At 44.3% G+C, this 25,165-nt stretch carries 18 protein-coding genes, 1 tRNA gene and 1 other annotated feature; of the genes, 1 reads left to right on the top strand and 18 read right to left on the bottom strand.

Annotation, left to right across the window (positions count from 1 at the left end; genetic code table 11):
• Positions 1-484: 484 nt before the first annotated feature.
• The 10 genes from ERJ70_RS19280 to guaB all read right to left on the bottom strand — a co-directional run bounded on the left by ERJ70_RS19280 (position 485) and on the right by guaB (position 12,569).
• Positions 485-577: transfer RNA gene (locus ERJ70_RS19280), tRNA-Ser, on the bottom strand.
• A gap of 117 nt (positions 578-694) precedes the next feature.
• Complete coding sequence (gene serS, locus ERJ70_RS19275; RefSeq protein WP_209366333.1) at positions 695-1,969, bottom strand: serine--tRNA ligase; 1,275 nt, start codon at positions 1,967-1,969, stop codon at positions 695-697.
• 374 nt (positions 1,970-2,343) lie between these two features.
• Positions 2,344-2,552: a binding site (T-box leader), on the bottom strand.
• Between the two features lie 31 nt (positions 2,553-2,583).
• Positions 2,584-3,174, bottom strand: coding sequence for a pyridoxal 5'-phosphate synthase glutaminase subunit PdxT (pdxT, locus tag ERJ70_RS19270; protein ID WP_209366332.1), 591 nt, complete (start codon positions 3,172-3,174; stop codon positions 2,584-2,586).
• A gap of 171 nt (positions 3,175-3,345) precedes the next feature.
• Positions 3,346-4,230, bottom strand: coding sequence for a pyridoxal 5'-phosphate synthase lyase subunit PdxS (gene pdxS / locus ERJ70_RS19265; RefSeq protein WP_026568936.1), 885 nt, complete (start codon positions 4,228-4,230; stop codon positions 3,346-3,348).
• Positions 4,231-4,338: 108 nt separating this feature from the next.
• A complete protein-coding gene (locus ERJ70_RS19260; protein ID WP_374099741.1) occupies positions 4,339-5,676 on the bottom strand; it encodes a serine hydrolase in 1,338 nt (445 codons plus the stop codon).
• Between the two features lie 198 nt (positions 5,677-5,874).
• A complete protein-coding gene (locus ERJ70_RS19255; protein WP_209366331.1) occupies positions 5,875-6,552 on the bottom strand; it encodes a uracil-DNA glycosylase in 678 nt (225 codons plus the stop codon).
• Between the two features lie 410 nt (positions 6,553-6,962).
• A complete protein-coding gene (locus ERJ70_RS19250; protein WP_209366330.1) occupies positions 6,963-9,059 on the bottom strand; it encodes a TRAP transporter permease in 2,097 nt (698 codons plus the stop codon).
• Positions 9,043-9,570, bottom strand: a complete 528-nt coding sequence (locus tag ERJ70_RS19245) for a DUF1850 domain-containing protein (RefSeq protein ID WP_209366329.1) — start codon at positions 9,568-9,570, stop codon at positions 9,043-9,045. Before ERJ70_RS19245 ends, ERJ70_RS19250 begins: the two co-directional genes overlap by 17 nt.
• Before the next feature lie 162 nt (positions 9,571-9,732).
• On the bottom strand, positions 9,733-10,743 hold the full coding sequence (locus tag ERJ70_RS19240) for a TAXI family TRAP transporter solute-binding subunit (RefSeq protein ID WP_209366328.1): 1,011 nt from the start codon (positions 10,741-10,743) through the stop codon (positions 9,733-9,735).
• 356 nt (positions 10,744-11,099) lie between these two features.
• Positions 11,100-12,569 (bottom strand): IMP dehydrogenase, encoded by a 1,470-nt coding sequence (guaB, locus tag ERJ70_RS19235; protein WP_209366327.1) that lies wholly within the window; start codon positions 12,567-12,569, stop codon positions 11,100-11,102.
• A 239-nt stretch (positions 12,570-12,808) separates the two neighbouring features.
• Here guaB and ERJ70_RS19230 point away from each other — a divergent pair, with 239 nt between their 5' ends.
• The gene (locus ERJ70_RS19230; protein WP_209366326.1) at positions 12,809-13,765 is read left to right on the top strand and encodes a YaaC family protein; all 957 of its coding nucleotides are present in this window, start codon (positions 12,809-12,811) and stop codon (positions 13,763-13,765) included.
• Positions 13,766-14,035: 270 nt separating this feature from the next.
• Here the strand turns inward: ERJ70_RS19230 and ERJ70_RS19225 are convergent, their stop codons facing one another.
• The 8 genes from ERJ70_RS19225 to dnaA all read right to left on the bottom strand — a co-directional run bounded on the left by ERJ70_RS19225 (position 14,036) and on the right by dnaA (position 24,466).
• On the bottom strand, positions 14,036-15,121 hold the full coding sequence (locus ERJ70_RS19225) for an HD-GYP domain-containing protein (protein ID WP_209366325.1): 1,086 nt from the start codon (positions 15,119-15,121) through the stop codon (positions 14,036-14,038).
• A gap of 112 nt (positions 15,122-15,233) precedes the next feature.
• Positions 15,234-17,777 (bottom strand): DNA gyrase subunit A, encoded by a 2,544-nt coding sequence (gene gyrA, locus ERJ70_RS19220; protein WP_209366324.1) that lies wholly within the window; start codon positions 17,775-17,777, stop codon positions 15,234-15,236.
• Between the two features lie 130 nt (positions 17,778-17,907).
• Positions 17,908-19,824: a DNA topoisomerase (ATP-hydrolyzing) subunit B gene (gyrB, locus tag ERJ70_RS19215; RefSeq protein WP_209366323.1), complete on the bottom strand. Its 1,917-nt coding sequence runs from the start codon at positions 19,822-19,824 to the stop codon at positions 17,908-17,910.
• Between the two features lie 41 nt (positions 19,825-19,865).
• Positions 19,866-20,150 carry an extracellular matrix regulator RemB gene (gene remB, locus ERJ70_RS19210; RefSeq protein WP_074599226.1) on the bottom strand — a complete coding sequence of 95 codons (285 nt, stop codon included), beginning with the start codon at positions 20,148-20,150 and terminating at the stop codon, positions 19,866-19,868.
• Positions 20,151-20,165: 15 nt separating this feature from the next.
• Complete coding sequence (recF, locus tag ERJ70_RS19205; protein ID WP_209366322.1) at positions 20,166-21,278, bottom strand: DNA replication/repair protein RecF; 1,113 nt, start codon at positions 21,276-21,278, stop codon at positions 20,166-20,168.
• A 40-nt stretch (positions 21,279-21,318) separates the two neighbouring features.
• The gene (yaaA, locus tag ERJ70_RS19200) at positions 21,319-21,540 is read right to left on the bottom strand and encodes a S4 domain-containing protein YaaA (protein WP_209366321.1); all 222 of its coding nucleotides are present in this window, start codon (positions 21,538-21,540) and stop codon (positions 21,319-21,321) included.
• Between the two features lie 197 nt (positions 21,541-21,737).
• On the bottom strand, positions 21,738-22,880 hold the full coding sequence (dnaN, locus tag ERJ70_RS19195; protein ID WP_209366320.1) for a DNA polymerase III subunit beta: 1,143 nt from the start codon (positions 22,878-22,880) through the stop codon (positions 21,738-21,740).
• A gap of 230 nt (positions 22,881-23,110) precedes the next feature.
• Positions 23,111-24,466: a chromosomal replication initiator protein DnaA gene (dnaA, locus tag ERJ70_RS19190; protein ID WP_209366319.1), complete on the bottom strand. Its 1,356-nt coding sequence runs from the start codon at positions 24,464-24,466 to the stop codon at positions 23,111-23,113.
• Positions 24,467-25,165 lie beyond the last annotated feature (699 nt).

Below are 25,165 nucleotides of genomic sequence, written 5' to 3'. Positions count from 1 at the left end.
CCCCGTCCTTAATATCATAAGGACGGAATGAGGGTCGTCATCCGCGGTACCACCTTGGTTGGCATTGTTCCATGTGAAACAGAGTGCCCGCTCGGACCGTTAACGCCGGCTACGGTCAGTGTTTTCTTGCCTGACAGCTCCCAGGTAGGTTTCCATAATGCTTTAGCGATGGAATCTTTCAGCCGGTGGATTCCACTCTCTGACGCCTGTCATTATTTACTGGCCTGTTCTTCGCAATGGTTTATTTTTATGTATTATGCTTGGAAAAATGTTTTCTGTCAAGGTATATAACAACTAATCAGATGAAAATATTGGAATGCCAAGGGATTCGACTTATTCTGAGTGGGTATTTACCACAGAATAGAACAAAACCCCATCGAAAAACCGCTAAATCGCTGCTTCTGCTAAATAATCAAAATAAAAAAACCGTTACGCAGGTAACGATTTTTTCTGTATAATCTCCAATTTGTTTGCGTGTGTATTATGGAGGAGGATGAGGGATTCGAACCCCCGCGGGCGATGAAGCCCCTGGCGGTTTTCAAGACCGCTCCCTTCAGCCAGACTTGGGTAATCCTCCGTGTCGACATCAATTAATATACCATCTGGCAAAATTGATGTCAACCATCAAATCAAGATTTTACTTACAACCGGGAAGTCTTTACTGCCAAGTGACTTTCCGGTTATTAGTAAATGGTTATTGGATTATCTCTTTGCCGCCCATATATGGCCGCAATACTTCAGGAATCACTACCGTTCCATCTTCCTGCTGGTAATTTTCCAGGATGGCTGAAACGGTTCTGCCGATTGCAAGACCTGATCCATTCAACGTATGGACAAACTCTGGTTTTGCTTTTTCCTCTCTTCTAAAGCGGATGCCGGCTCTACGCGCTTGAAAATCTTCAAAGTTAGAACAAGAAGAAATTTCTTTGTAATCATCATAGCTAGGCAACCATACTTCGATGTCATACTTTTTGGCAGCCGTAAAACCAAGATCACCTGTACACATGCTCATCACCCGGTATGGCAGCTTCAACAATTGCAACACTTTTTCAGCATTTCCGGTTAGTTCTTCCAATACTTGATAAGAATCCTCCGGTTTTACGAACTGGACCAATTCCACCTTGTTGAACTGGTGTTGTCGGATCAGCCCTCTTGTATCTCTTCCGGCAGACCCAGCCTCGGAACGGAAAGATGCACTGTAAGCCACATATTTTCTTGGCAAGTCTTCCACCGACAGAATATCGTCCCGATGATAATTCGTCACTGGCACTTCAGCTGTCGGAATTAAAAAGTAGTCGGTATCAGCAACTTTAAAAGCATCTTCTTCGAATTTTGGCAGCTGGCCAGTACCTGTCATGCTAGTACGATTGGCCATGTATGGAGGAAGCATTTCCTCGTAGCCATGTTCTTCTGCATGCAAGTCCATCATGAAGTTAATCAATGCACGTTCTAGACGGGCACCAAGACCTTTATAGAATACAAAGCGGCTTCCCGTCACCTTCGCCGCCCGTTCGAAGTCAAGGATATCCAAGTCAGTTGCAATGTCCCAGTGGGCCTTGGCATCAAATGCAAAGGAAGGCACCTCGCCCCACTTCCTGTCTTCCACATTGTCTTCTTCGTCTTCCCCGACAGGCACACTTTCATGCGGAATGTTTGGAATCGACAGCAGCAAGGATTGTAACTTCTCTTCCACTTCTTTCAGTTCTGTATCGTAGGCTTTGATTTTGTCGCCTACTTCCCGCATTTCTTCAATGTAAGAATCTGCATCCTGCTTTTGTTTTTTTAGTTCGGCTATTTGCTTCGAGACATCGTTTCGCTTTGCCTTCAGATCCTCTGTGCCAGCAATCAATTCTCTTCTCCTGGCATCCAAATCACCGAATTTATCTAACTCTGATAAATCCTCTCCCCGGTGCTTTAGTTTATCCTTCACCTCTGCAAAATTGTTACGTAAGTATTTCATGTCCAACATAAATTAGTCCTCCTTCATATAGTCATTTGATAGGGGTTTGGTTAAATTTGCTTTTGTCCAAAGAAATATACATTGTGAACTTACTTTAGCAGATCTTTTTCTTCCTCTCTACTTGAATATCAACCAGCCGCTTAACACTATTGCTGTTCCCACAGAGTCTATTGCTTGGGTTCTTTTAACAACCTAATTAAAGTAGGAGACAAATGTACTTTTTCAGTAAAGTAAGCACATTTTTAGCGCAGGGTATTTACGCAGCGCCGGATTAGTATAGTTCTCATTCACTTACAAGGTGGTGCTCCTGCCAACTTATGCTAAATAAGTTGTTCTTTTATAAGGACAGCCGAAACATTAAAAAACTCCCGCCCCTGTATTGTTACAGGGACGGGAGTTTGATCCCGCGATACCACCCTTATTGAAGAAATATAAAATTCTTCCGGCTCACTTACGATAACGGCGTTTACCGGGTATGCATTGCGGCATACCTGTTCAAGGATGGATTCACAAGGACCCCACACCGGTTTTCACCAACCACCGGCTCTCTGATGAAAGGCTTCTTGTTACTATTTCCTGTCATTACATTGCATTATTTATAGTTTAGAATAGCGAAAAACTCGTTAAGATGCAAGTTCTTTCATCGATTCTTCCACCATGGTGACAAAATAAGCGGTCATGCGATGGTCATCGGTCAATTCAGGATGGAAAGCACTGCAAAGGAAATGTCCCTGTCTAGCCGCTACAATCGCTTCATCATAGACAGCCAGCACTTCGACATCTTCGCCTACTTCACGGATAAACGGCGCACGGATGAAGACCGCATTGAAATCATCTGCTACCCCTTTTATCGGTAGTTCAGCCTCGAAGCTTTCCTTCTGACGACCGAATGCATTCCGTTCTACCTTCATATCCATCAGCTGTAAATGAGCCTTTTCCTGGCCGACAACTTCCCCGGCCAATAAAATCAATCCAGCACACGTCCCAAAAATAGGCTTACCTTGTTTTCCAAAGGCGACTAATGCGTCAAAAAAGTCATATTTATCAATCAAACGACGTATCGTCGTACTCTCGCCGCCCGGAAGAATCAGGCCGTCGATTTCTTCCAGCTGTTCTTTTTTCTTGATGATGATGCCTTCGGCTCCAGATGCTTGAATGGAATCTACATGCTCCCTTACAGCACCTTGTAGGCCTAGTACCCCTATTTTTATCATGGTGCATATCTCCTTTTAGAGGTTTATTGTCTAAAGAAAACGTGACGATTGGCCATGTCTTTCAAGCGTGATAGAGGAGTAGGAACGCTAGGTTTCATTCCTGAAAAATCCAGCTATACGTAGGCTGGCTCCTCCGCATTATTTCATGCGAATTAATTTAAGTCTTGCTGCTTACCAACCGCGCTCCTGCATACGGTTTTCCGGAGCAAGTGTTCCAATTTCGATACCTTTCATGGCAGTGCCAAGACCTTTGGAAATTTTTCCGATCATTTCGTAATCCTGATAATGGGTTGTAGCTTCTACTATTGCGCGGGCATATTTTTCTGGATTATCAGACTTGAAAATACCAGATCCGACAAATACGCCATCTGCTCCCAATTGCATCATTAATGCAGCATCAGCTGGAGTCGCGACACCGCCTGCTGCAAAGTTGACGACCGGCAAACGGCCTTTTTCTTTGATTTCAAGCAAGACATTGTAAGGAGCACCAAGCTCTTTGGCAAAAGTCATGACTTCATCATCCGACATGCCAATCAGTTTACGGATTTGAGACTGAACTTCGCGCATATGGCGAACTGCTTCGACGATATTGCCAGTACCAGGCTCTCCCTTGGTACGCAGCATGGAAGCACCTTCTCCGATACGGCGGGTAGCTTCTCCCAAATCACGACAGCCACAAACGAAAGGCACTGTGTAATCTGATTTATTGATGTGGAACACTTCATCTGCGGGAGTCAACACTTCACTCTCATCGATGTAGTCAACACCCATGGCTTCCAGTACCCGTGCTTCCACAATGTGGCCGATTCTTGCTTTTGCCATTACCGGGATGGATACGGCATTCATCACTTCTTCCACGATTGTAGGGTCTGCCATTCTTGCTACACCGCCGGCTGCACGGATGTCAGATGGCACTCTTTCCAATGCCATAACCGCAACAGCACCGGCTTCTTCTGCAAGTTTTGCCTGCTCTGCATTGACAACATCCATGATGACGCCGCCCTTTTGCATTTCTGCCATTCCACGTTTAACGCGATCAGTACCCAAATTAGACATTCAGTATTCCTCCCATATATAATCACTCATTTATAATCTTCTTTCATTGGTTATCCAATATTTTACCTTATTTTTCTGAAAACCCCAACCAGAATGTATCGGCGTGAATTAGAACCAACCCTTCACAGTATCTGATACAGAAGAGAAAATATTACTGAAAAAATTGCCTACAGCACTCATGGATAAGGAGAACCAATTGGCCTTTTCGACAGCAGCAGTTGTAACTACATCAACCGTTTGTGCTTGTTTTTCGCCGGTGATATAACCATAATCTGCTTCCCCTTTATAAGTGAGTTCCATGGTCCCGACTTTTTCCCCTTTTTCAAGCGGAGCGACCAGTTCGCCATCCTCATTCAGCTTTTCTTCATCAACATTCAAGGTAACATCATAACTATCTTCTTCCCCGTTTTTTATCGGGGCTTGAATAGCTGCACTTGAAGCGATTTCCACCTCATCTTGCTTTCCTTTCGTTACCGGCAAGCTTGTTTGGTCTTCCTTCTGATATCCTTCCGGAAAAACTTCTTTGTTTTCAAATTGAGAGAATCCATAATCAAGCAATTTCGCCGTTTCTTCAAAGCGGGCTTCCTTGCTTTCTGTTTTCATGACCACAGAAATCAGCCTTCTGCCGTCACGTTCTGCTGTACCGGTGAAACAATAGCCAGCATCGTCTGTCCAGCCTGTCTTCAACCCATCAACGCCTTCAAAGCCAAATTGTTTGAAGTTGACATTATCCCAAGGCAGCATCCAGTTCAAGTTTTCCAACGTCTTTCCTTCAAATTCCGTAGTCATTTTGCTCGATACATCCAATGCTTCTGGATAGTCATTCACTAAGTGGTAAGCAAGCAGGGCAGCAGACTCTGCCGAGAGCAGGTCATTGGCGTCAGGCTCCGTACCTTCCGGATGATTCTCACCCAAGTCGGAGTTGGAAAGACCAGTAGCATTCACAAACTGATAATCCGGCAATCCCATTTCCTCTGCTTTTTCATTCATCATTTTTACAAATTCGCCTTCTGACCCGGCAATCAATTCTGCGAGTGCGATGGTCGTCCCGTTATCGGATATGATTGCCATCGCTTCGTATAGCTCTCGTACTGTATAATCTTTATCTTGCGTCAGGCCCACCCCTGAAGATATACTACTTGCAGAAATTTCATAAGGGTAATCACTAATCTGTGTTGTCGTGTCCCAGCTGATTTGACCTTCGTTGATGGCTTCCAATACAAGATATTCTGTCATCATTTTGGTCATACTAGCTGGAGGTAATTTTATATCAGGCTGTTTCGCATATAAAATCTTCCCCGTCTCCGCATCTACCAGAATCGCAGACTCTGCGTTCAAATCAAGCGACTCAGCGGCATTTGCCTTTCCAGGCTTGGCTATTAGCGAAGTACATGCGATTAGCACCGCCATTAATAGAAAAAAGGATGCTTTTAAATTATGTTTCAACTTTCTCTACCTCCACGAAAATAGTATGCATCTTTCATATTCTATCACAGGTAGAAGGAAAGCGAAACTGCTTTTCCGAAGCCTATTAGCAATGATGAAACAGATGCGCAAATGGACCTATTAACATGACTGATTACCCTGTATAACTTCTATTGATATCTACCTATCCCTTCCATGATTGATAGATGGTGTTCATTCCTACTCTAGCAGGCACCAGTCTATTGGCGCTTCTCCCAATTCTTCTAAGTAGGAATTGGCCCGTGAAAACGGCTTACTGCCAAAAAATCCTTTATTTGCGGAAAACGGGCTCGGATGGGGGGAGGTGATTACCCGGTGTTTATTCGTATCCAGTAGAGCTTGTTTCTCCTGGGCATGACGTCCCCATAAGAGGAAAACGACGGGTCTTTCCCGCTCATTCAACACTTCGATCACTCTATTGGTGAAATGTTCCCAGCCTTTCCCCCGATGGGAAGCTGCCTGTCCTTTCCGTACGGTCAATACCGTGTTTAGCATTAGTACTCCCTGCTCCGCCCATTTTTTCAAGTAACCATGCTCGGGGATGGGACAGCCCATGTCATCATTCAGCTCTTTGAAGATATTTTTCAAAGAAGGCGGAGGTGTCACGCCCGGCTGTACAGAAAAACTCAATCCATGGGCCTGGTTCGGCCCATGATAAGGGTCTTGTCCGAGGATAACTACTTTTGTGTTGGCATAAGAAGTTAAATGGAGTGCTTCGTAAATATGATCCATAGCTGGATATACCGTTTTTTGCTCATATTCCTGCTTCAAAAATTCACGAAGCTCCTGGTAATAATCTTGTTCAAATTCCTCCTGGAGCTTTTCATTCCAATCATTTTTCAGTAATTGTTTAGCCATTTTTTCTCCTCCTCTAAGTTTTACTGATACGTTTTACCGCAAACCAACTGTTGAAAACGTTGATTGTACCGTTAGTATTTTCTATTTCAGTGTAACAAAGAAAAGCCTAAGTGAATCGTAAACTCTAGAAAGGGGCCAGGCTCTGGAACGGAATAAAGAACATAGGAGGGAAATCCAAATATTTTTTCATTTATTTGGCCTACCGTTATTGGAATTCTTGCGTCGGATGAAGTGCTTTTTAACCGTTTCTTCCACTTCATTCAGTCTTTATCGCTCGGATGAAGTGCTATTCCCACGTCCCTGCTGCTCCCTTAATGTTCATGAATCAATGGAGCAGCCATCTACCAAAATGGAATAATTCCCCGGGCAATAAAAAACTGCCCCGCTTTTATACGGGACAGTTTTCTGCTCTAAGCTCTTGCTTTTGTTTCCGGTACACCGACCTCGTTTCGCTTCATGAAGAATTGCAAAGCCAGCAGGATAGCAAAAGCAGACAAACCGATGACATCAGAATAGGTGCCCGGATAAATCAATGTCAGCCCGCCTGCTACAGCAAACAAGCGCTCAGGCCAATAAACTTTCCGGTACCAGTATCCGATCAATCCGGCACCTATGGCAATCATTCCTGCCACAGCAGTAAACAGAATCCAAATAAGCTCCAGGATGTTTGTATCGATCATCAACAGCTCCGGCTGCAAGACAAACATATAGGGGATGATGAAGGCAGCAATCGCAATTTTGGCGGCGTTGAGTCCCGTCCGTATCGGTTCTCCTGAAGCAATCCCCGCCGCGGCAAAGGCTGCCAGTGCCACGGGTGGCGTAATGTCCGCTACGATCCCGAAGTAAAAAACAAACAGGTGAGCCGGCAAATCTGCAACCCCTAACAAAATAATCGCAGGTGCAGCGATCGTAGAAGTGATGACATAGTTGGCAGTAGTAGGCGATCCCATCCCCAGAATGATTGCCGCAATCATCGTGAAGAAAAGGGTCAGCAAAATTTGTTCATTGGCCAAGGAAACAAGACTGTTGGCAAGCTTCAGTCCTAAGCCAGTCTTGGTTACGACACCGACAATAATACCGGCAGCTGCTGTTGCCGCCACTACAGCTAATGCCGTTCTCGCTCCGTCAACCAACGCATCCACTGATTCTTTAAAATTACCGTCAAAGAAATAGCTGACGATGATGGTGGCGATAGCAGCGACTATCAGACTTTGGACAACAGACGGTCCGGCAGTGATGAAACCATATGCCAGATATAGCACGAAAACAGCTCCGAAAACGATCGGATAAATTTTACGGAAGCGGTCTTCGCGCAGTACACCGACCAAAATTGTCGTCAAAATTCCATAAATGGCTGCGCGCATGACACTTAACCCACTGCTTAAGAAAAAGACAATCGCCACAATGGGAAGCAGAAGATAAATTTTCTTCAGCACTTCCTTACGATCAGGGATTTCTTCATCAGATAAACCTTTCAGTCCAGTCCGCTTCGCTTCAAAATGCGTCATAATCCAAACACCAGTAAAATAGAGCAAGGCCGGGATAGCGGCAGCTTTTGCAATCGTCCAGTAATCTATTCCAATAAATTCAATCATCAAAAAGGCAGCAGCACCCATGATTGGGGGCATCAGCTGACCGCCGGTAGAAGCCGCTGCTTCCACACCGCCAGCGAACTCTTTTCGATAACCAAGTCGTTTCATCATGGGAATGGTAAAGGAACCCGAGGTCACCACATTAGCTACCGAACTTCCACTGATGGTACCTTGTAAGGCACTGGAAAAAATCGCAACCTTGGCAGGTCCGCCGGTCCTTTTTCCAGCCAGGGATACGGCCAGATCATTGAAATATTGGCCGACACCCGTTTTTACCAGAAAGGAACCAAATAACAGGAACAGGAAAATAAATGTGGAAGAAACAGCGATCGGTGTGCCAAGAATGCCTTCTGTTGTGAAAAACATCGATTGAACCAGATTATCTAAGTTGACACCGCGGTGGATGAGAAACCCGGGCATTTGCCGTCCCCAGTAGGCATAAGCTAAAAAAGCTATAGCGATAATCGTAATCGGAAGACCGACGGAACGCCGGGTTGCTTCCAAAACAAGGATTACGGCAATCGCTCCGACAATCATATCCATTTGGTTGATATCGCCTGCTCTTCTGACGATCTCCTCGTACATCAATGGCCAGTAAGCTCCTACTCCAAAGCCAAGCAGGGCCAGGATGTAATCGTACCAGGCGATTTTTCCGCTTGTTCTCCCTTTTTTCGTAGCCGGGAACAATAGGAATATAAGCACTAGTCCGAATCCGATATGGATGGAACGATGCATTTGCGCAGGTAGAGGATAAATAGTAGTGGCAAAGATTTGATATAAAGAAAAGGCCAACAGACCGAAAAAGACCACCTTGGCCATCATACCGGTTAAGAACCGGTATGATGATTCCTGGTCATATTGTTGCAGCAATTCTTGTTGTTGTTGTTCTGTAAGCGTTTCATTGTTGGCGCTCATGAATATTCACCCCTTTTAAAAGATGCCAGTTACTTTCATGAGTGGGGGTTATGGTAATGGAAGTACCTGCCCCTACATAGTCTTTAAGTAAATAGCTTTGATTTTGATAGATGATCATATGATTTGCCCTTACCTGACCGACTGCAAGGTTGATTTCCGAAAAAGAACCCTGCAAATTGGAAATGTAGTATTTTCCATCCTTCATCTCGAATGTTTCCCCTTCACCTGCATTGGAGGGCATGCCAATGGCAGTGTCTTCATAAACCAATTGATAAGGATAAATCGTTTCTTGGTTGATTTCATACTCTTCGATGACATCCGAAAGATGGACGGAGTGGGTGAACTTTATTTGAAAATGATCGGTGTCGTTGACAGGCAAGTAGGCTAATATTTCATTGGTAAATGGATCTTGCAAAGCCAGTACATAACGATAAGGATAAAACAATAGTGCGGCTGCTACAGCAAGCAGAAAAATAATCACCGCGAACAGCCAAACTTTTTTCAGTGGCATAAATTATCCCTTCTAACATAAAAAGATGAGGGAGTCCACGCAGCCCGGCTTTCTAACACCTGCGGGCAGCAAGACCGGACATAAAAGCCGGCGCTGCCGCCGCAGGAATAAAAAACAGATCTGTGGAACGGACATCCTCATCAGTACTCTTCTCGTCTTGTTTTACTGTTCAATTCCTTTTTCATCAAAATACTTTTTGGCACCTGGATGCAAATCAATACCTACTCCATCAAGAGCAGTATCCGCAGAGATAAATTCTCCTTTCGGATGACTGATTTGATCGGTGTTTTCAAAAATCGCTTTGGTTACATCATAAACAAGATCTTCGCTTAAGTCGGCAGAGGTGACCAGCATAGCCTGTACGGCAACGGTTTTTACATCTTCTTCAAGGTCGTAAGTACCCTCCTTGATTGTATCCTCTGCATAATAAGGATGTGCATCGATCAATTCCTGGATCTTTTCCTCATCAAAACGTACGATGTTGACATCCGTCGTAGCAGCCAGGCTCTCGACTGCGCCAGTCGGAGTGCCGGAAGTGATGAATGCAGCATCAATGGTGCCGTCCTGAATACCGGAAGTGGAATCGCCGAAGTCTAAATCGCGTGCTTCGATATCATCCATGGAAAGACCGTACACTTCCAAAATATCGGTGGCACTTGCATTTGTTCCGGATCCGGGAGCACCAACGGAAACAACTTTTCCTTCCAGGTCGGCAACGGTTTCAATCCCGGAGTCGGCTGTTGTTACAATTTGAATCGTTTCTGGATAAAGGGTTCCAATTGCCTGGATATTATCAATCTGATCTCCCTCGAACATGACAGAACCTTCTGCCGCGTAAGCAGCAATATCGGTTTGAGTGAAGGCAAGTTCAGCATCTCCGTCTCTCATTGTCTTCATGTTCTCTACAGAAGCACCCGTTGATTGTGCGTTTGCCTCAGCATTATCAAGGTTATCGTTGATAATTTGGGCAAAAGTACCACCAAGCGGGTAATATGTACCTTCTGTTCCACCTGTCAAAACGCTAAGAAATTGAGTTTCACCACTGTCAGCGCTGTCACCTTCCCCACTATCGCCACCGGAATCCGGATCGGCTTCCCCACCGCCACAAGCAGCTAGCAGCATGGATAAAGCAAACGTCAAAACCAATATAAGTAACCATTTTTTCTTTTCCATACTCTTCCCCCTTTTAAAATATACTTCATTATAGCAAACCCATTATTTTAAATTCAAATGTTATTTGTTTCCTCGACAAACTTCGAAGTTATTCTTGCTTCCTTTCAGGCTAAATCCGCCACGTCCTGTGGCAACGCCTGCATGACCCACATCGCGAGGGCCTCCGACAAGCTTAAGACAAGCCTTGTCGTGCCGCTTTTTGCCACACAGAGGATGGGCTGAAGACCTCGAGGGGGTAGGCGCTGGAGCTTGATGAGACTGTCCCTGCCAATAATGATTCACAGGCACTTAATATTATACTTTCTTATTTTTTTACCAAAAAAAGCTGAACCGTTGCCGGTCCAGCTTTCTATTGATTATACGGAATAATTTGGGGATTCTTTGGTGATCTGAACGTCATGCGGGTGGCTTTCCCGAAGCCCTGCACCTGTCATGCGAATGAACCTGGCTTCGTTCCTGAATACTTCCAAGTCTCCAGCACCGCAATAGCCCATGCCGGATCGCAAGCCGCCGAGCAGCTGGTGAACCGTATCAGCCAGCGGTCCCTTGTAGGCAACCCGCCCTTCGATTCCTTCAGGTACCAACTTCTTGGTTTCCTCGCTATCCTGGAAGTAACGATCCTTGGAACCTGACTTCATTGCCGAAACAGATCCCATGCCGCGGTATACTTTATACCTTCTGCCCTGGAAAATTTCCGTTTCACCCGGGCTTTCCGATACGCCGGCAAACAGACTGCCGATCATGACAGCATGCGCTCCGGCTGCCATTGCCTTGGCAATATCGCCTGAATACTTGATTCCGCCATCCGCGATGATCGGAACACCGTGCTTGTGGGCTTCCTTGGCACAATCATTGATTGCGGTGATTTGCGGAACGCCTACACCGGCCACGACACGGGTCGTACAGATAGAACCTGGTCCGATACCGACTTTAATAATATTGGCTCCCGCTTCAATCAGTTCTTTTGTAGCCTCGGGTGTTGCTACATTACCGGCGATGATATCAATGGCCGGGTATTTTTCCCTCACCTTGCGCACCTGCTCGATCACACCTTTGGAATGGCCGTGCGCCGTGTCGATGACAAGGACATCGACGCCTGCTTCAACGAGCTTGGCTATTCTGGTCATGGCATCTGCTGTCACACCTACAGCCGCTCCTGCCAGCAGTCTGCCTTGGCTGTCCTTGGCTGCATTAGGGAATTCGATCACCTTTTCAATATCTTTGATGGTGATCAATCCTTTCAGCACACCGTGATCATCGACGAGCGGCAGTTTCTCTATCTTGTACTTTTGCAAGATTTCTTCTGCTTCAGTCAGGGTCGTACCCACAGGAGCTGTTACAAGATGCTCGCTCGTCATTACTTCCGATATCTTGATGGAATAGTCCTGAATAAAACGAAGATCCCTGTTCGTAATGATTCCGACAAGTACTTGCTCCTCTTTGTTGTTGACGATCGGAACGCCGGAGATGCGGAACTTGCCCATTAAGTGTTCTGCATCGAATACCTGGTTCTCGGGCAGGAGGAAAAACGGATTGGTAATTACACCGCTTTCCGAGCGCTTTACCATATCGACATTTTCAGCTTGTTCCTCTATCGACATATTTTTATGAATGACTCCCAAACCGCCCTGTCGTGCCATCGAAATGGCCATGGCCGCTTCTGTTACTGTATCCATTCCTGCACTTATCAATGGCATTTTCAAGTTGATATTGGATGATAACACTGTATCCAATGACACGTCCCTTGGCAGCACTTCAGATTTTGCAGGCACTAACAATACATCGTCGAACGTTAGTCCTTCCTTGGCAAACTTGTCCTCCCTCATTGCTGGATCCTCCCTTTGATATCATCTTATGGTTTATGAAAATTTGGTTATCCTAACTAAGCGTACAGCAAAAACTTATTGTTATTTACAATACGACAACCCTTTTGCTTTTTCAAGCATTTATAAACAAAATCCGGCAGCAGAAAATCTTAACAGCACAAACAAGGAGAAGGAAGGGTTTTCAAGTTAAAAAGTTTAAATAATCAGTCTTTTTAAAGCAGTCAGAAAGGGTCTTTCTCATGTGGAAAAAAGAAGTAAATGACTTTCTTACGTACCTGAAATCAGCAGAAACTTCTCAAACCTATTTATACCGTTGTTATCAAACCATTCAACTCGAACAGGCAGAAGCAAAAAGCTACCAGAACTGCTATCGTTTTCTTTATTACTTAGAACACGGGCGCACGTTTTATGAGACTAGCAAGAATGCTCCTCTCATGGTGAAGCCGATTCTGCTTTTTTATGGTATGGTTCATCTTTTAAAAGCCTGTCTGCTAACCAGACGGCCGGACTACCCGGAAAATACAACGCTGCTTGCCCACGGTGTATCAACGAGAAAAAGAAAAAAGCAACAGTATTCTTTTTGGAAGGACGAGGTAAAAATCCAGCATAACGGGTTATTTCCTTACTTTTCTCATGTTTTATTTGATATCGACGCTCTCAAGTCGGGAAAAATTGCCATGAAACGTCTATTCGCCCATATTCCGGAAGTAAGCAGGCTGATCCGGTTCCATCATGGAAACACACCGCTGATCAATATTGGCAATTATGCAGAACAGCAGCTACGCTTTCCGCTTTCTTGTCTGGATACGTATCATATGACTGAAACGAGTTTCCTAACAAAAATGGCCGCTTTCTTTCCTCCTTTTCTCGAACAAAAGACGACCAAAAATCATCTGGTCGTCGATTTACCAGGGCCTGTTTCGCCGCATTCCCAAGGACCTGTTTTTTTTAACTTGGAGGAGGAAGCAATTTACTTTCCTTCTGGCAGAGATCAATTCACTGAATGGCATGAAATAATGGCGCATTATTTGCTTCTTTACAATTTAAGCATGATTTGTCGTTATGAAACAGAGTGGTGGGGAGATTTACTGCATTCACTCCCAAATGAAGACCATCCATTTATCGTTCACTTTCTAAAAATCACTACCGATAAAGTGCCTTTTCTGATTGGCTGGTATTTGTATGACCAACACTGAAGAAGCCACTGTTTATCTAATATTCCAATCTACAAAGCAGGGCCAAAAGCGCAAGCGCCTTGCTCACCCCCGACAAGCTTAAGAACAGCCTCGGCGTGGCGCTTTTTGCCACACAGAGGGTGGGCTTAAGACCTCGAGGGGGTAGGCGCTGGAGCTGGACGTGGCTGGTTCAGCCAATAATTATCCACAGACAGTTAAATTTATCATTTCCTATACAGGGAAAAAAGGTTTGAAAAGCTTGGAAAGCCCTTCAAACCTCTGAGCGTTAGTTCAGGTCAGGATTTCTTCTATGTAGAGCGACCGGTCATCCTTCAAGGAGATGACCTGCTGGCCGGACTGGAGCCTGACCATTGGCCTTGTCGGATGTTTTGCTTCGATAAATACGATTTCTGCCTGTTGCTTATTGGACAAAATCACCTTGGTGCCCGTTCCGAAGTTCGTCAAACTGCTGACAAAGTTCTCCACAAGAGGATGGTCCAGTTTACCAAATTGTTCATACACCATTTCTTCAATAACCTTGAACGGGGACTGTGGTTTCTGGTAAACACGTTCAGCGGTCATTGCATGGTAAATATCACTGATGGCGATAAACCGGGCATATGGATGGATTTTTTCGCCTGCCACTCCTAGTGGGTACCCACTGCCGTCCAGCCTTTCTTGATGCTGCAATATGGCCAATTTCGTTCCTTGCGAAAGGGAAGGAACCGGCTCTACAAAGCGGTAGGAATAAACCGGATGCTTTTTGATTTCTTCGTATTCAGCCGCATTAAGCGGCCCTGCTTTAAAAAGGATACGATCATCGATTTTCGCCATGCCGCAGTCGGCTAAAAAGCCCGCTATACCTACTTGAATCCATTCATGCTTGTAGTTGCTTTTCTTTGCCAAGAAAGCAGACAGCAATCCGACCATGACAGCATGATGGTAAAGATAGTCCTTCGCAGTTGAAAGCTTGTGCAAATTATAAAGCTTCAAACCGATTTCATCGACTCTTTCCAGTAGAGGAACGATAAGCTTTCTGACTTGGTTGATCTGCAGAGTTTTGCCGTTCCTCCAGTCAGTAAACATCCGTTTGTATTGCTGGACCGTCCCCATATAAAATTCGGTAAAAGGCAGGTCAGAAGGAACGTTTTTTTCTTCAGCCGGTTCTTCCTCGACCACTTTTTGGCCGGGAATGTATGGTTTTCCGTCTTCCAAGCGGGAAAACACTTCCACTTCATCGACAAGAAAACGATGTAAAATATCGATCAAATCATCAGTTAAAACAGTTTTTCCATGCATGATCGGGCGTCCGGTTTTTCCGATGAGATCTTTGACAACCACACAGCCTGGAATTAACTGAGACGGATGCACCTTCACCTTTTTCCACCCCTTTATCCCTTTATCCGTATGTAATAAACTTCTTAATTTGGTAGAACGGGCTGATCTGTTTGTATCAGTCAGCCCGTTTCCACCTGGAATTTATTTTGCGTTATTCGTCTTCTTCCGCTTCTTCTTCGAGAACCTCTTCTATTTCTCCGGGTTCGACCGGAACTTGCTCGTTTTCATTGACGACTTCTGGCGGTAATTCTTCCTCGATTTCTTCCTCTGTTTCGATTCGGGCCACTGTTGCCACTTCTTCGCCATCCTGTACTCTGATTAAGCGGACACCTTGTGTATTACGTCCCGTAATCGAAATTCCTTCGACCGGCATCCTGATCAATACACCTGCTTCGGTGATAATCATGATATCTTCCTCACCTGTCACCGCTTTAACTGCTACAATCTTGCCGGTTTTATCGGTGAGATTGGACGTGAATATTCCTTTTCCTCCACGATTGGTTATCCGGTACTCAGCTGCAGGAGTCCGCTTTCCATACCCCTTGCTGGTAACATTCATGACATGCAGGCCATCTTCGATGATTTCCATTGAGACTACCTTATCATCCCCTCTTAAGGAGATTCCTTTTACTCCCGAAGCAGTACGACCCATTGAACGGATTTGATCTTCCGGAAAACGAATCAAGTATCCATTTTGTGTTCCGATCATAATATGCTTCGTCCCATCCGTCAGTCGCACAGAGATCAGTTCGTCGTCCTCGCGTAAATTGAGTGCGATCAATCCGCCTTTGCGGATATTGGCGAACTGGGACAGCTGGGTCCGTTTCGATATTCCTTGTTTCGTTGTAAAGAACAAGTAATGATCATCATTGAACTCATCCACCGTAATAACCGCATTGACCCATTCATCTTTCTCGATTTCCAAAAGGTTGATGATCGGTATTCCTTTGGCAGTTCGTCCAAATTCAGGGACTTCATAGCCTTTGGAACGGTAAACCTTCCCTTTGTTCGTGAAAAAGAGAATACGGCTATGGGTGGAAGCAGAAACTAAATGCTCCACGAAGTCATCATCGTTTGTCCCCATGCCCTGGATGCCTCGTCCTCCGCGTTTTTGTGCACGGTAGGTGGAAGATGGCAGCCGTTTGACATAGCCTTGGTGCGTCAAAGTGATGACAATATTTTCTTCTGGAATTAAATCCTCATCCTCGATGAAATCCGTTCCGCCTATAACAATCTCGGTCCTTCTTTCATCACTGAAGCGCTCTTTAATTTCCGTGAGCTCTTCCCGGATGATTTCCAGTACTTTCTCATCATCAGCCAGGATAGCCCGCAGCTCTTCAATCAGCTTGACCAGTTCCTGGTATTCTTCTTCGATTTTTTCTCTTTCCAGACCGGTTAAACGCTGAAGTCTCATATCCAAGATTGCTTGTGCCTGTTTTTCGGAAAGTTCGAACTGATTCATCAAACCTTCTCTGGCAATATCAGTCGTTTTAGATTGGCGAATCAGGGTAATAACTTCATCAAGATGATCAAGTGCTATCCGCAAACCTTCCAAAATGTGCGCTCTCGCTTCGGCCTTTTTCAGTTCATATGCCGTCCGGCGTTTGATTACTACTTTTTGATGCTCAAGGTAATGCTGGAGGGTTTGTTTTAAGTTCAAAACTTTCGGATGGCCATCCACCAACGCCAGCATGTTGATGCCGAATGAAGTTTGCAGCGCCGTTTGTTTATAAAGGTTGTTTAAAATGACGTTTGGATTGGCGTCTCTGCGCAGTTCGATAACAACTCTCATGCCCGTCCGGTCGGATTCGTCACGCAAGTCGGTAATGCCTTCCAACCGCTTGTCCCGTACTAAATCAGCAATTTTTTCGACTAGTTTGGCTTTGTTCACCTGATATGGGAGCTCCGTCACAATAATATCGGACTTGCCATTTGCATGTTCTTCAATCGTCGCTTTTGCCCGGATGGTAATCGATCCCTTACCGGTTTCAAACGCTTTTCTGATTCCGCTTCGGCCTAAAATTTGGCCGGCAGTTGGAAAGTCCGGACCATATATATGGTTTTCCATCAGTTCTTCGATCGTAATGTCGGGATCCTGACTGACAGCCAGTACTGCATCGATCGTTTCACCTAGATGATGGGGAGGAATATTCGTTGCCATCCCGACTGCAATTCCCGAAGCACCGTTGACAAGCAGATTAGGAAAACGGGCTGGAAAGACGGCCGGCTCTCTTTCAGATCCATCATAGTTATCGTTATAGTCAATGGTATCCTTGTTGATATCCCGAAGCAGTTCCATCGATATTTTTGACATTCTTGCTTCCGTGTAACGCATGGCAGCTGCGGAGTCGCCATCGACGGATCCGAAGTTGCCGTGCCCGTCAACGAGCATGTACCGGTAACTGAAATCCTGTGCCATTCTGACCATCGCTTCGTATACAGCAGAGTCACCATGTGGATGGTACTTACCGATAACTTCACCGACGATTCTTGCCGACTTTTTGTATGCTTTATCAGCATGCATGCCTAAGTCATTCATCGCATATAGTATACGTCTGTGTACTGGTTTCAAACCGTCCCGGACATCGGGTAGGGCTCGTGAGACAATAACACTCATAGCATAATCCAAAAATGAGGTTCTCATCTCCTGGCTAATATTTACTTCTTGAACTTGCGGACGTTGTTGGTCCACCATGGGATTACCTCCTATCAAAATGAGGAAGAGAGACTGGGCTATGGAAATCCAAAATTGTTGGGGTACAGGATTCCATGTATATCCGTCTCTGCATATGTTACTCTATCTCGTTTCCTGAAAAACTCTTACATCATACATCAAGATTCTTGACGTATTGAGCGTTATCTTGGATGAAATTCCGTCTCGGTTCCACTTTGTCACCCATCAATACATCAAAAATCTGATCGGCATCCATCGCATCTTCCAAACCTACCTGAAGCAAAGTTCTTGAAGAAGGATCCATGGTTGTTTCCCACAGCTGGGTTGCATTCATTTCACCCAATCCTTTGTAACGCTGCAATCCAGGTTTCGGAGCCTTTGGAATTTCGCTGAGGATGCGCTCCATTTCTTTATCGTTGTAAGCATAATAAGCTGCTTTGCCTTGCTGGATTTTATATAAAGGCGGCTGGGCAATATAAACATATCCATTCTCGATTAATGGACGCATATAACGATAAAAGAACGTCAATAATAACGTACGGATATGGGCACCGTCGACATCCGCATCCGTCATGATTACAATCTTGTGGTAACGTGCTTTAGAAATGTCAAAGTCTTCGCCGATTCCCGTTCCAAGTGCTGTGATAATTGTGCGGATCTCATTATTCGATAATATTTTATCCAGACGCGCTTTCTCTACGTTGAGAATCTTTCCCCTCAAAGGAAGAATCGCCTGGAAGTGCCGATCTCTCCCTTGTTTTGCAGATCCTCCGGCAGAGTCCCCCTCAACGATATACAATTCGCTGATCGTGGCATCCTTTGAAGAACAGTCAGCCAGCTTTCCGGGCAAATTGGAAATTTCCAGTGCCCCTTTACGTCTGGTAAGCTCTCTCGCTTTTTTTGCTGCTATTCTGGCACGGGAAGCCATCAGGCCTTTCTCGACAATCGTCTTGGCAGAATCAGGATTTTCAAACAAAAATTTAGAGAACATTTCGCTAAAGGCCTGGTCAGTGATCGCCCTTGCCTCTCCATTACCCAATTTTGTTTTCGTCTGACCTTCAAATTGAGGATCGGGATGCTTGATGGAAATAATGGCAGTCAGTCCTTCCCTGACATCATCTCCCGATAAATTCGGATCACTTTCTTTGAACATGTTGTTTTTACGGGCATAGTCATTTATCACGCGCGTCAGCCCGGTTTTAAACCCGGATTCGTGGGTTCCTCCCTCATAGGTGTGAATATTATTGGCATAAGAATAGATATTGCTGGCAAAACCATCGTTGTATTGCAGTGCCACTTCCACCGTAATTTCTTCTTCTTCTTTTTCCGCAAAGAAAGGTTCGTGCAGCACTTCTCTTGACCTGTTCAAATGCTCCACATAGGATTTTATCCCGCCCTCGTAGTAAAAGGTTTCCGGTTCTCTATCCTCGCGCTTATCCTGGATGGTGATGGTAAGTCCTTTATTCAAGAATGCTAACTCACGAAGACGCTGGGCCAGCGTATCATAGTTATACCGTACCGTATCAAAAATTTCCGGGTCAGGCTGGAAGTGTGTGCGTGTGCCGGTCGTCTCCGTTTCACCAACTACTTCCAATTCACCATGCGGTATGCCACGTCGGAAGCTTTGATGGTGGATTTTACCGTCTCTGTGCACATACACGTTCAATTCAGTCGACAAAGCATTTACGACCGATGCCCCTACACCGTGGAGACCGCCCGATACTTTGTAACCGCCGCCCCCAAATTTTCCTCCTGCGTGCAAGACGGTCATGATTACTTCAACTGCCGGACGACCCGTTTTTTCCTGAATACCGACTGGAATTCCGCGTCCATTATCAGTGACTGTAATACTATTGTCTTTTTCAATGAAGACTTGAATCGTATCACAGTAACCGGCAAGTGCCTCGTCAATACTGTTATCGACGATTTCCCACACCAGGTGGTGCAAGCCGCGTTCATTCGTGGATCCAATATACATACCCGGTCTTTTCCTGACAGCCTCTAAACCTTCCAACACCTGAATTTGGCTTTCATCATACGTTTGCTCATTTACTATATTATCTGCCAACTCTTTCACCTACACTTCTCAAGGGTTTGATCCTTTGGTTTCTATTCTTCAAAAGACTCCGAGTAGTCTTCTAATTTACTAATCGTTGAAATCATGCTCGCCCGCTTTTTCAAAGTAAGCACGGATAAGGGACTATAATAAATATGATTTGTTGTGATAACAATTGATTTCGTCCCTTCTTCCGAGGGGTCCAGCACGTTTTTGTTTTTGCGCTGATTGAAAAGCATTTGCTCATTAATCGTTGAGGAAGCAACAATCTGGTGGTCAATAATAGCGACCACCTCCTCCGAACGAATGACATTATCATCTCCAATATGAATAAACAACGTTTTCCCCCATTTCTACGTGACGAGTTTTCCATTTTCAATGTGGAATAGTTCTGCCTTTTCCAATGTTTCGTGTTTAATGCCGTCCACACTGGTGGTCGATACAAAAGTTTGTACTTTTCCCTGTATCGTGTTCAGCAAGTGAGATTGACGGTAATCATCCAGTTCACTAAGTACATCATCAAGCAGCAGGATAGGATATTCACCGACTTCATTGTAAATCAGCTCTATTTCAGCCAGTTTCAATGAAAGAGCAGTGGTGCGCTGCTGTCCCTGTGAGCCGTATGTTTGCACATCTTTGCCATTGACAAGAAACAGCAGGTCGTCGCGGTGAGGTCCAACAAGCGTTGTCCCTCGTTCAATTTCTTTGTCTTCCACTTCCACAAAACGCTGCTGGTACATACTTGTTATTTTTTCCCTATTACTGTCTTCTGATACCTCAATCGTGCCCTGGTAGTTAATTTCGAGTCGTTCAATCCCGCGACTGATTCCCTGGTGGATGGGATCGGCCCATTTCCTTAACAGTTCCAGGAAGGTAAATCGTTTTTCTATGATAAAGGCTGCATGCTCAATCAGCTGCTCTGTCAACACTTGCAGCATCGTTCTGTCGGTCTGCTGCTTTCTTTGTAAACTTTTTAACAAATGATTGCGTTGTTTAACGATTTTTTGGTATTGAACTAAGTGATAGATATAGGTGGGCTGAATTTGTCCGATTTCCATATCGATAAAGCGCCTGCGGACCTGTGGACTGCCTTTCACAAGGTTCAAGTCTTCCGGTGCGAACATGACCACATTCATCGCTCCGATATAGTCACTCAAGCGCCGCTGCTCAAGATGATTCAGCTTGGCTTTCTTGCCTTTGGAAGAGATGATGATTTCCAGGGGGAAGCTTCTGTTTCTTTTTGTGACACTCCCCTCTATTTTAGCATATTCTTTCTCCCATTGGACAAGTTCTTTGTCTCTCGGCGTCCGATGCGATTTCGCGAAGGCCAATACATAGATAGCCTCCATCAAGTTCGTTTTGCCCTGGGCGTTTTCGCCGATTATGACGTTGATTTTATCATCAAAGGTTAATTGCATTTGCTCATAATTCCGGTAATTCTTAAGGGCTAGTTGGTTAATATGCATCCGAATTCCCTTTCTTCTCCTGGTTCATGAGGAAAAACCGTCACTTTTGCTTAGCCACAGTAAAAGAACCAACTTCCTCTATTTCAACCAAATCGCCGGGATATAATTTTCTTCCCCTGCGATTTTCCGGCTCACCGTTCACCAAAACTTGATAATCGGCTAGGAACAATTTTACCATACCGCCGGTTTCCAAAATATTGGCCAGTTTCAAAAACTGACCTAGTTGAATATACGCTGTATTGATTTCAATTTCTTCGTTCATGTTATCACCTGACTTTTATGCCTTCTTTTTATTTTACTAAACATTTCGGAATATGAAAAGCGCCATCCAAAAGCTAGTGCGGTATCCGTTAGTTTTCCTTCTCATTGCAGAGAATATCCTGCCAAAAATCAATTATAAAAGGGAAAACTCTTGCCAGAATACTCCGGCAAGAGTTTAAAAAATGTGTTTTTCTAAAGTTAGTATGTTCTTACAGGCAAAATCAATTGCAGAATTTGATCATCTTCGATCGGTCGGATAATGAAGGGCCGCATAGCACCGGTAAATTCAATTCTTACCTGATCATTGTCGATTGCTTTTAATGCATCCATCATATATTTGGCACTAAAGGAGATTTTTAACTCTTCCCCGTCGATAGATTGGGCGGCAACATCCTCTGTCACATTTCCTACCTCAGGGGAGTTACTGCTTATTTCGACTTGATTGTTTTCTTTTGTCATCAGCCGAACCACATTGTTTTTGCTTTCTTTCGCCAAAAGAGAAGCACGGTCGATCGATTGAAGCAGCTCTTTTGTGGCACTGTGGACAATTGTTTTGCTTTGCTCTGGAATCAGCCGGGACGTTTCTGGATAGTTTCCGTCCAACAGACGGGAAAGGAAATACAAATGCCTTGTCCGGAATAATACCTGATTTTCCGTTACACTGATTTGAATCGAGTCCTCGCTGCCTTCCAGTATTTTGTTCAATTCAATCAAACTTTTACCGGGGATGACGACACTTGAAAATCGAACTTGGGAATTAGCTTCATCCAATGGAATTCTTCTCGATGCCAGGCGATGACTATCTGTAGCGATAAAGTTTAAGTGACCTTCTTCCACCTTCATATTCACGCCAGTCAGAATCGGACGCGTTTCCACAGTCGATACTGCGAAAACGGTTTGTTTGATCAGATTTTTCAATAAATCTGTGGGTAACTCAAAGCTGTCTTCTGTATGAAGCTGGGGCAGCTGTGGATATTCTTGCGCATCCTGTCCGTTCAAGTGGAATTCTGATCCTCCAGAACGGATAGTGACTTTCAAATGTTCATCTGCTTCGATCTCCACTGTTTTCTCCGGAAGTTTACGGACAATATCGGGAAAATACTTAGCCTGCAATACAACACTGCCTTGTTCTATTTGCTCTACGTAAACAATTCCGTCTTCTTCTCGTGGAATGAAGGATTCGATTGATATATCAGAATCACTTCCCGTCAATTTAATGCCTTCTTCTCCTGCTTCGACTTTGATCCCCGTCAATATTGGAATGGTCGTTCTGGAAGATACAGCTTTCATGACATGTTGTACACTATTCATCAATTCATCACGCTGAATTACAAATTTCATCAATAATCCTCCTAGGGGAAGTATATTATATATATTTTATTAATAAAAAAATCGTAGTAATAGTAATAGGGCATGTGATTATGTGGATAACTCGAAATCTTCTCCGGAAACGAAGCCTATCCGGTTGTGGATAGACTGTTAGTAAGTTTGTATGGTTATTCACGTTATTCACATGTGGAAAACAGAAGGACAGCTCCCATTATTAAAATTAAGAAGAAAAAAGTGCTGTTTTATAGAGATTTAAGCTGTTCTTTTATTTCCTCGATTTCTTTTTGCAATTGGTTATCCTGGCTGATCATTTTTGAAATTTTTTCATGGGCATGGATAACCGTTGTGTGATCTCGTCCTCCAAATTCCTCCCCGATTTTAGGCAAAGAGTAGTCAGTCAATTCCCTTGTTAAATACATCGCAATTTGTCTGGGAAAAGCAATAGATTTTGTCCGCTTTTTTGCCGCAAAATCCTCCAGTTTTACGTTATAACGTTCCCCGACAATTTCCTGAATGCCGTCAATAGTAATTACCTTTGGCTTGGAGCTCGGAATGATGTCTTTCAGGGCTTCAGCAGCTAATGAAGCATCGATATCCTGGTTGATCAAAGAAGAATAGGCAACCACTCTGATTAGTGCACCTTCCAGTTCACGGATATTGGTGTCAATTTGGTTGGCGATATAAAGCATGACTTCGTTCGGAATATCTAAACCTTCCGCTTTGGCTTTTTTGCGCAAAATGGCAATTCTGGTTTCCAGGTCCGGCGGGGTGATGTCTGTAATCAATCCCCACTCAAACCGGGAACGAAGACGGTCCTCCAATGTCGGAATTTCTTTCGGCGGACGGTCGCTGGAAATCACAATTTGCTTGCTTTCTTCATGCAAGGTATTAAAGGTATGGAAAAACTCTTCCTGGGTTTGTTCTTTTCCGGCAAGAAACTGAATATCATCGATTAGTAGCACATCGACGTTACGGTACTTGTTCCGGAAGTTCACTGCCTTATTGTCACGAATGGAATTGATAAATTCGTTCGTGAATTTTTCAGAAGACAAATAGACCACTTTGGCAGCTGGATTATGGTCCAATACATAATGGCCGATCGCATGCATCAAGTGGGTTTTTCCTAATCCAACACCGCCGTATATAAACAACGGGTTGTATGCCTTGGCCGGGGCTTCTGCCACAGCAAGGGAAGCAGCATGGGCGAACCGGTTTCCAGATCCGATTACAAATGTATCGAATGTGTACTTCGAATTTAGCATTGATTTTGGTGATTCCCCATCATTATCGTTGTTTTTGATATCAGGAACCTTTTTAACAGGCGGTTTGACGTCGTCCGGCTCGTGAACTGTTTCAGGAATGATGAACTTGGTTTTTAATTCGGCACCGGTAACTTCAAATAAAGCATCGGAAATCAAATTGGTATAACGGCTTTCCAGCCAGTCCCGAGCGAACTCGTTTGGAGCCGAAATGACTAATGTATCATCGTCCAATTGGTCTGCTTTGGTATTTTTCAACCATGTATCATAGCTGGGTTTGCTAATTTTTTGTTCGATGGATTTCAGCGTGTTTGTCCATAACTCTTGGATGTTCTCCAACCCGTCGTCACCCCTTTCATTAAGTTAAGAGAAATAAAAAACCTCTCGCAATCTTTCTTGAATCGATTATCGGGAGAAAGATCGAAAGGTATGAGAATTATAACGAAGTAAATGTGGATAAAAAGATACGGTCGTTACAGGGGATAGATCCGATTATCGAAGTACTCCACAACGTTGTTGATAACTTTAAAAACAAGCATGTGTGTAAATGTCCACACACTATCCACAATCTGTGGATAAAAATATTTCAGCTGGTTAGTTTTCAACTGTTAAAACACAAATATAATACCAAATAAATCGGGATGGCGCAATGGTTTTTCGACAGTTATCCACAAAAACTACAGGTTGTAGACAAAAACTATCCACAGCACTATATTTTGTGATTAATTTGTCGATAACCGATGTGGAAAAATATTTGTTCATGAAAAAAGAGTGTACAAGCTATGTGGATAACTGTCAAAAGTGGAATCGGGATAGGGAGATAGAGGAAGGCAGTTGGTCGGAAATAGCTGTGTCATAACAGTTTGTAATATAACAGTGGTAAAGCGATGACCGAACCGAAGGCGTTTGAGTTTTTATAATGTGAGTGTATCCTTTGGTGTGGATATAAACTGCGACATAGTTTGAATTCATCTTCCTAACTACTTACATTTATTTTATTGAGTTGGATTACGGCGCTGCGGAAATACCCTGCGCTTT

This window comes from Sediminibacillus dalangtanensis, from assembly GCF_017792025.1.
Taxonomy (GTDB): domain Bacteria; phylum Bacillota; class Bacilli; order Bacillales; family Amphibacillaceae; genus Sediminibacillus; species Sediminibacillus dalangtanensis.
Note: the sequence above shows the minus strand (reverse complement) of the source record. Positions and strands in the feature narration are given on the sequence as shown.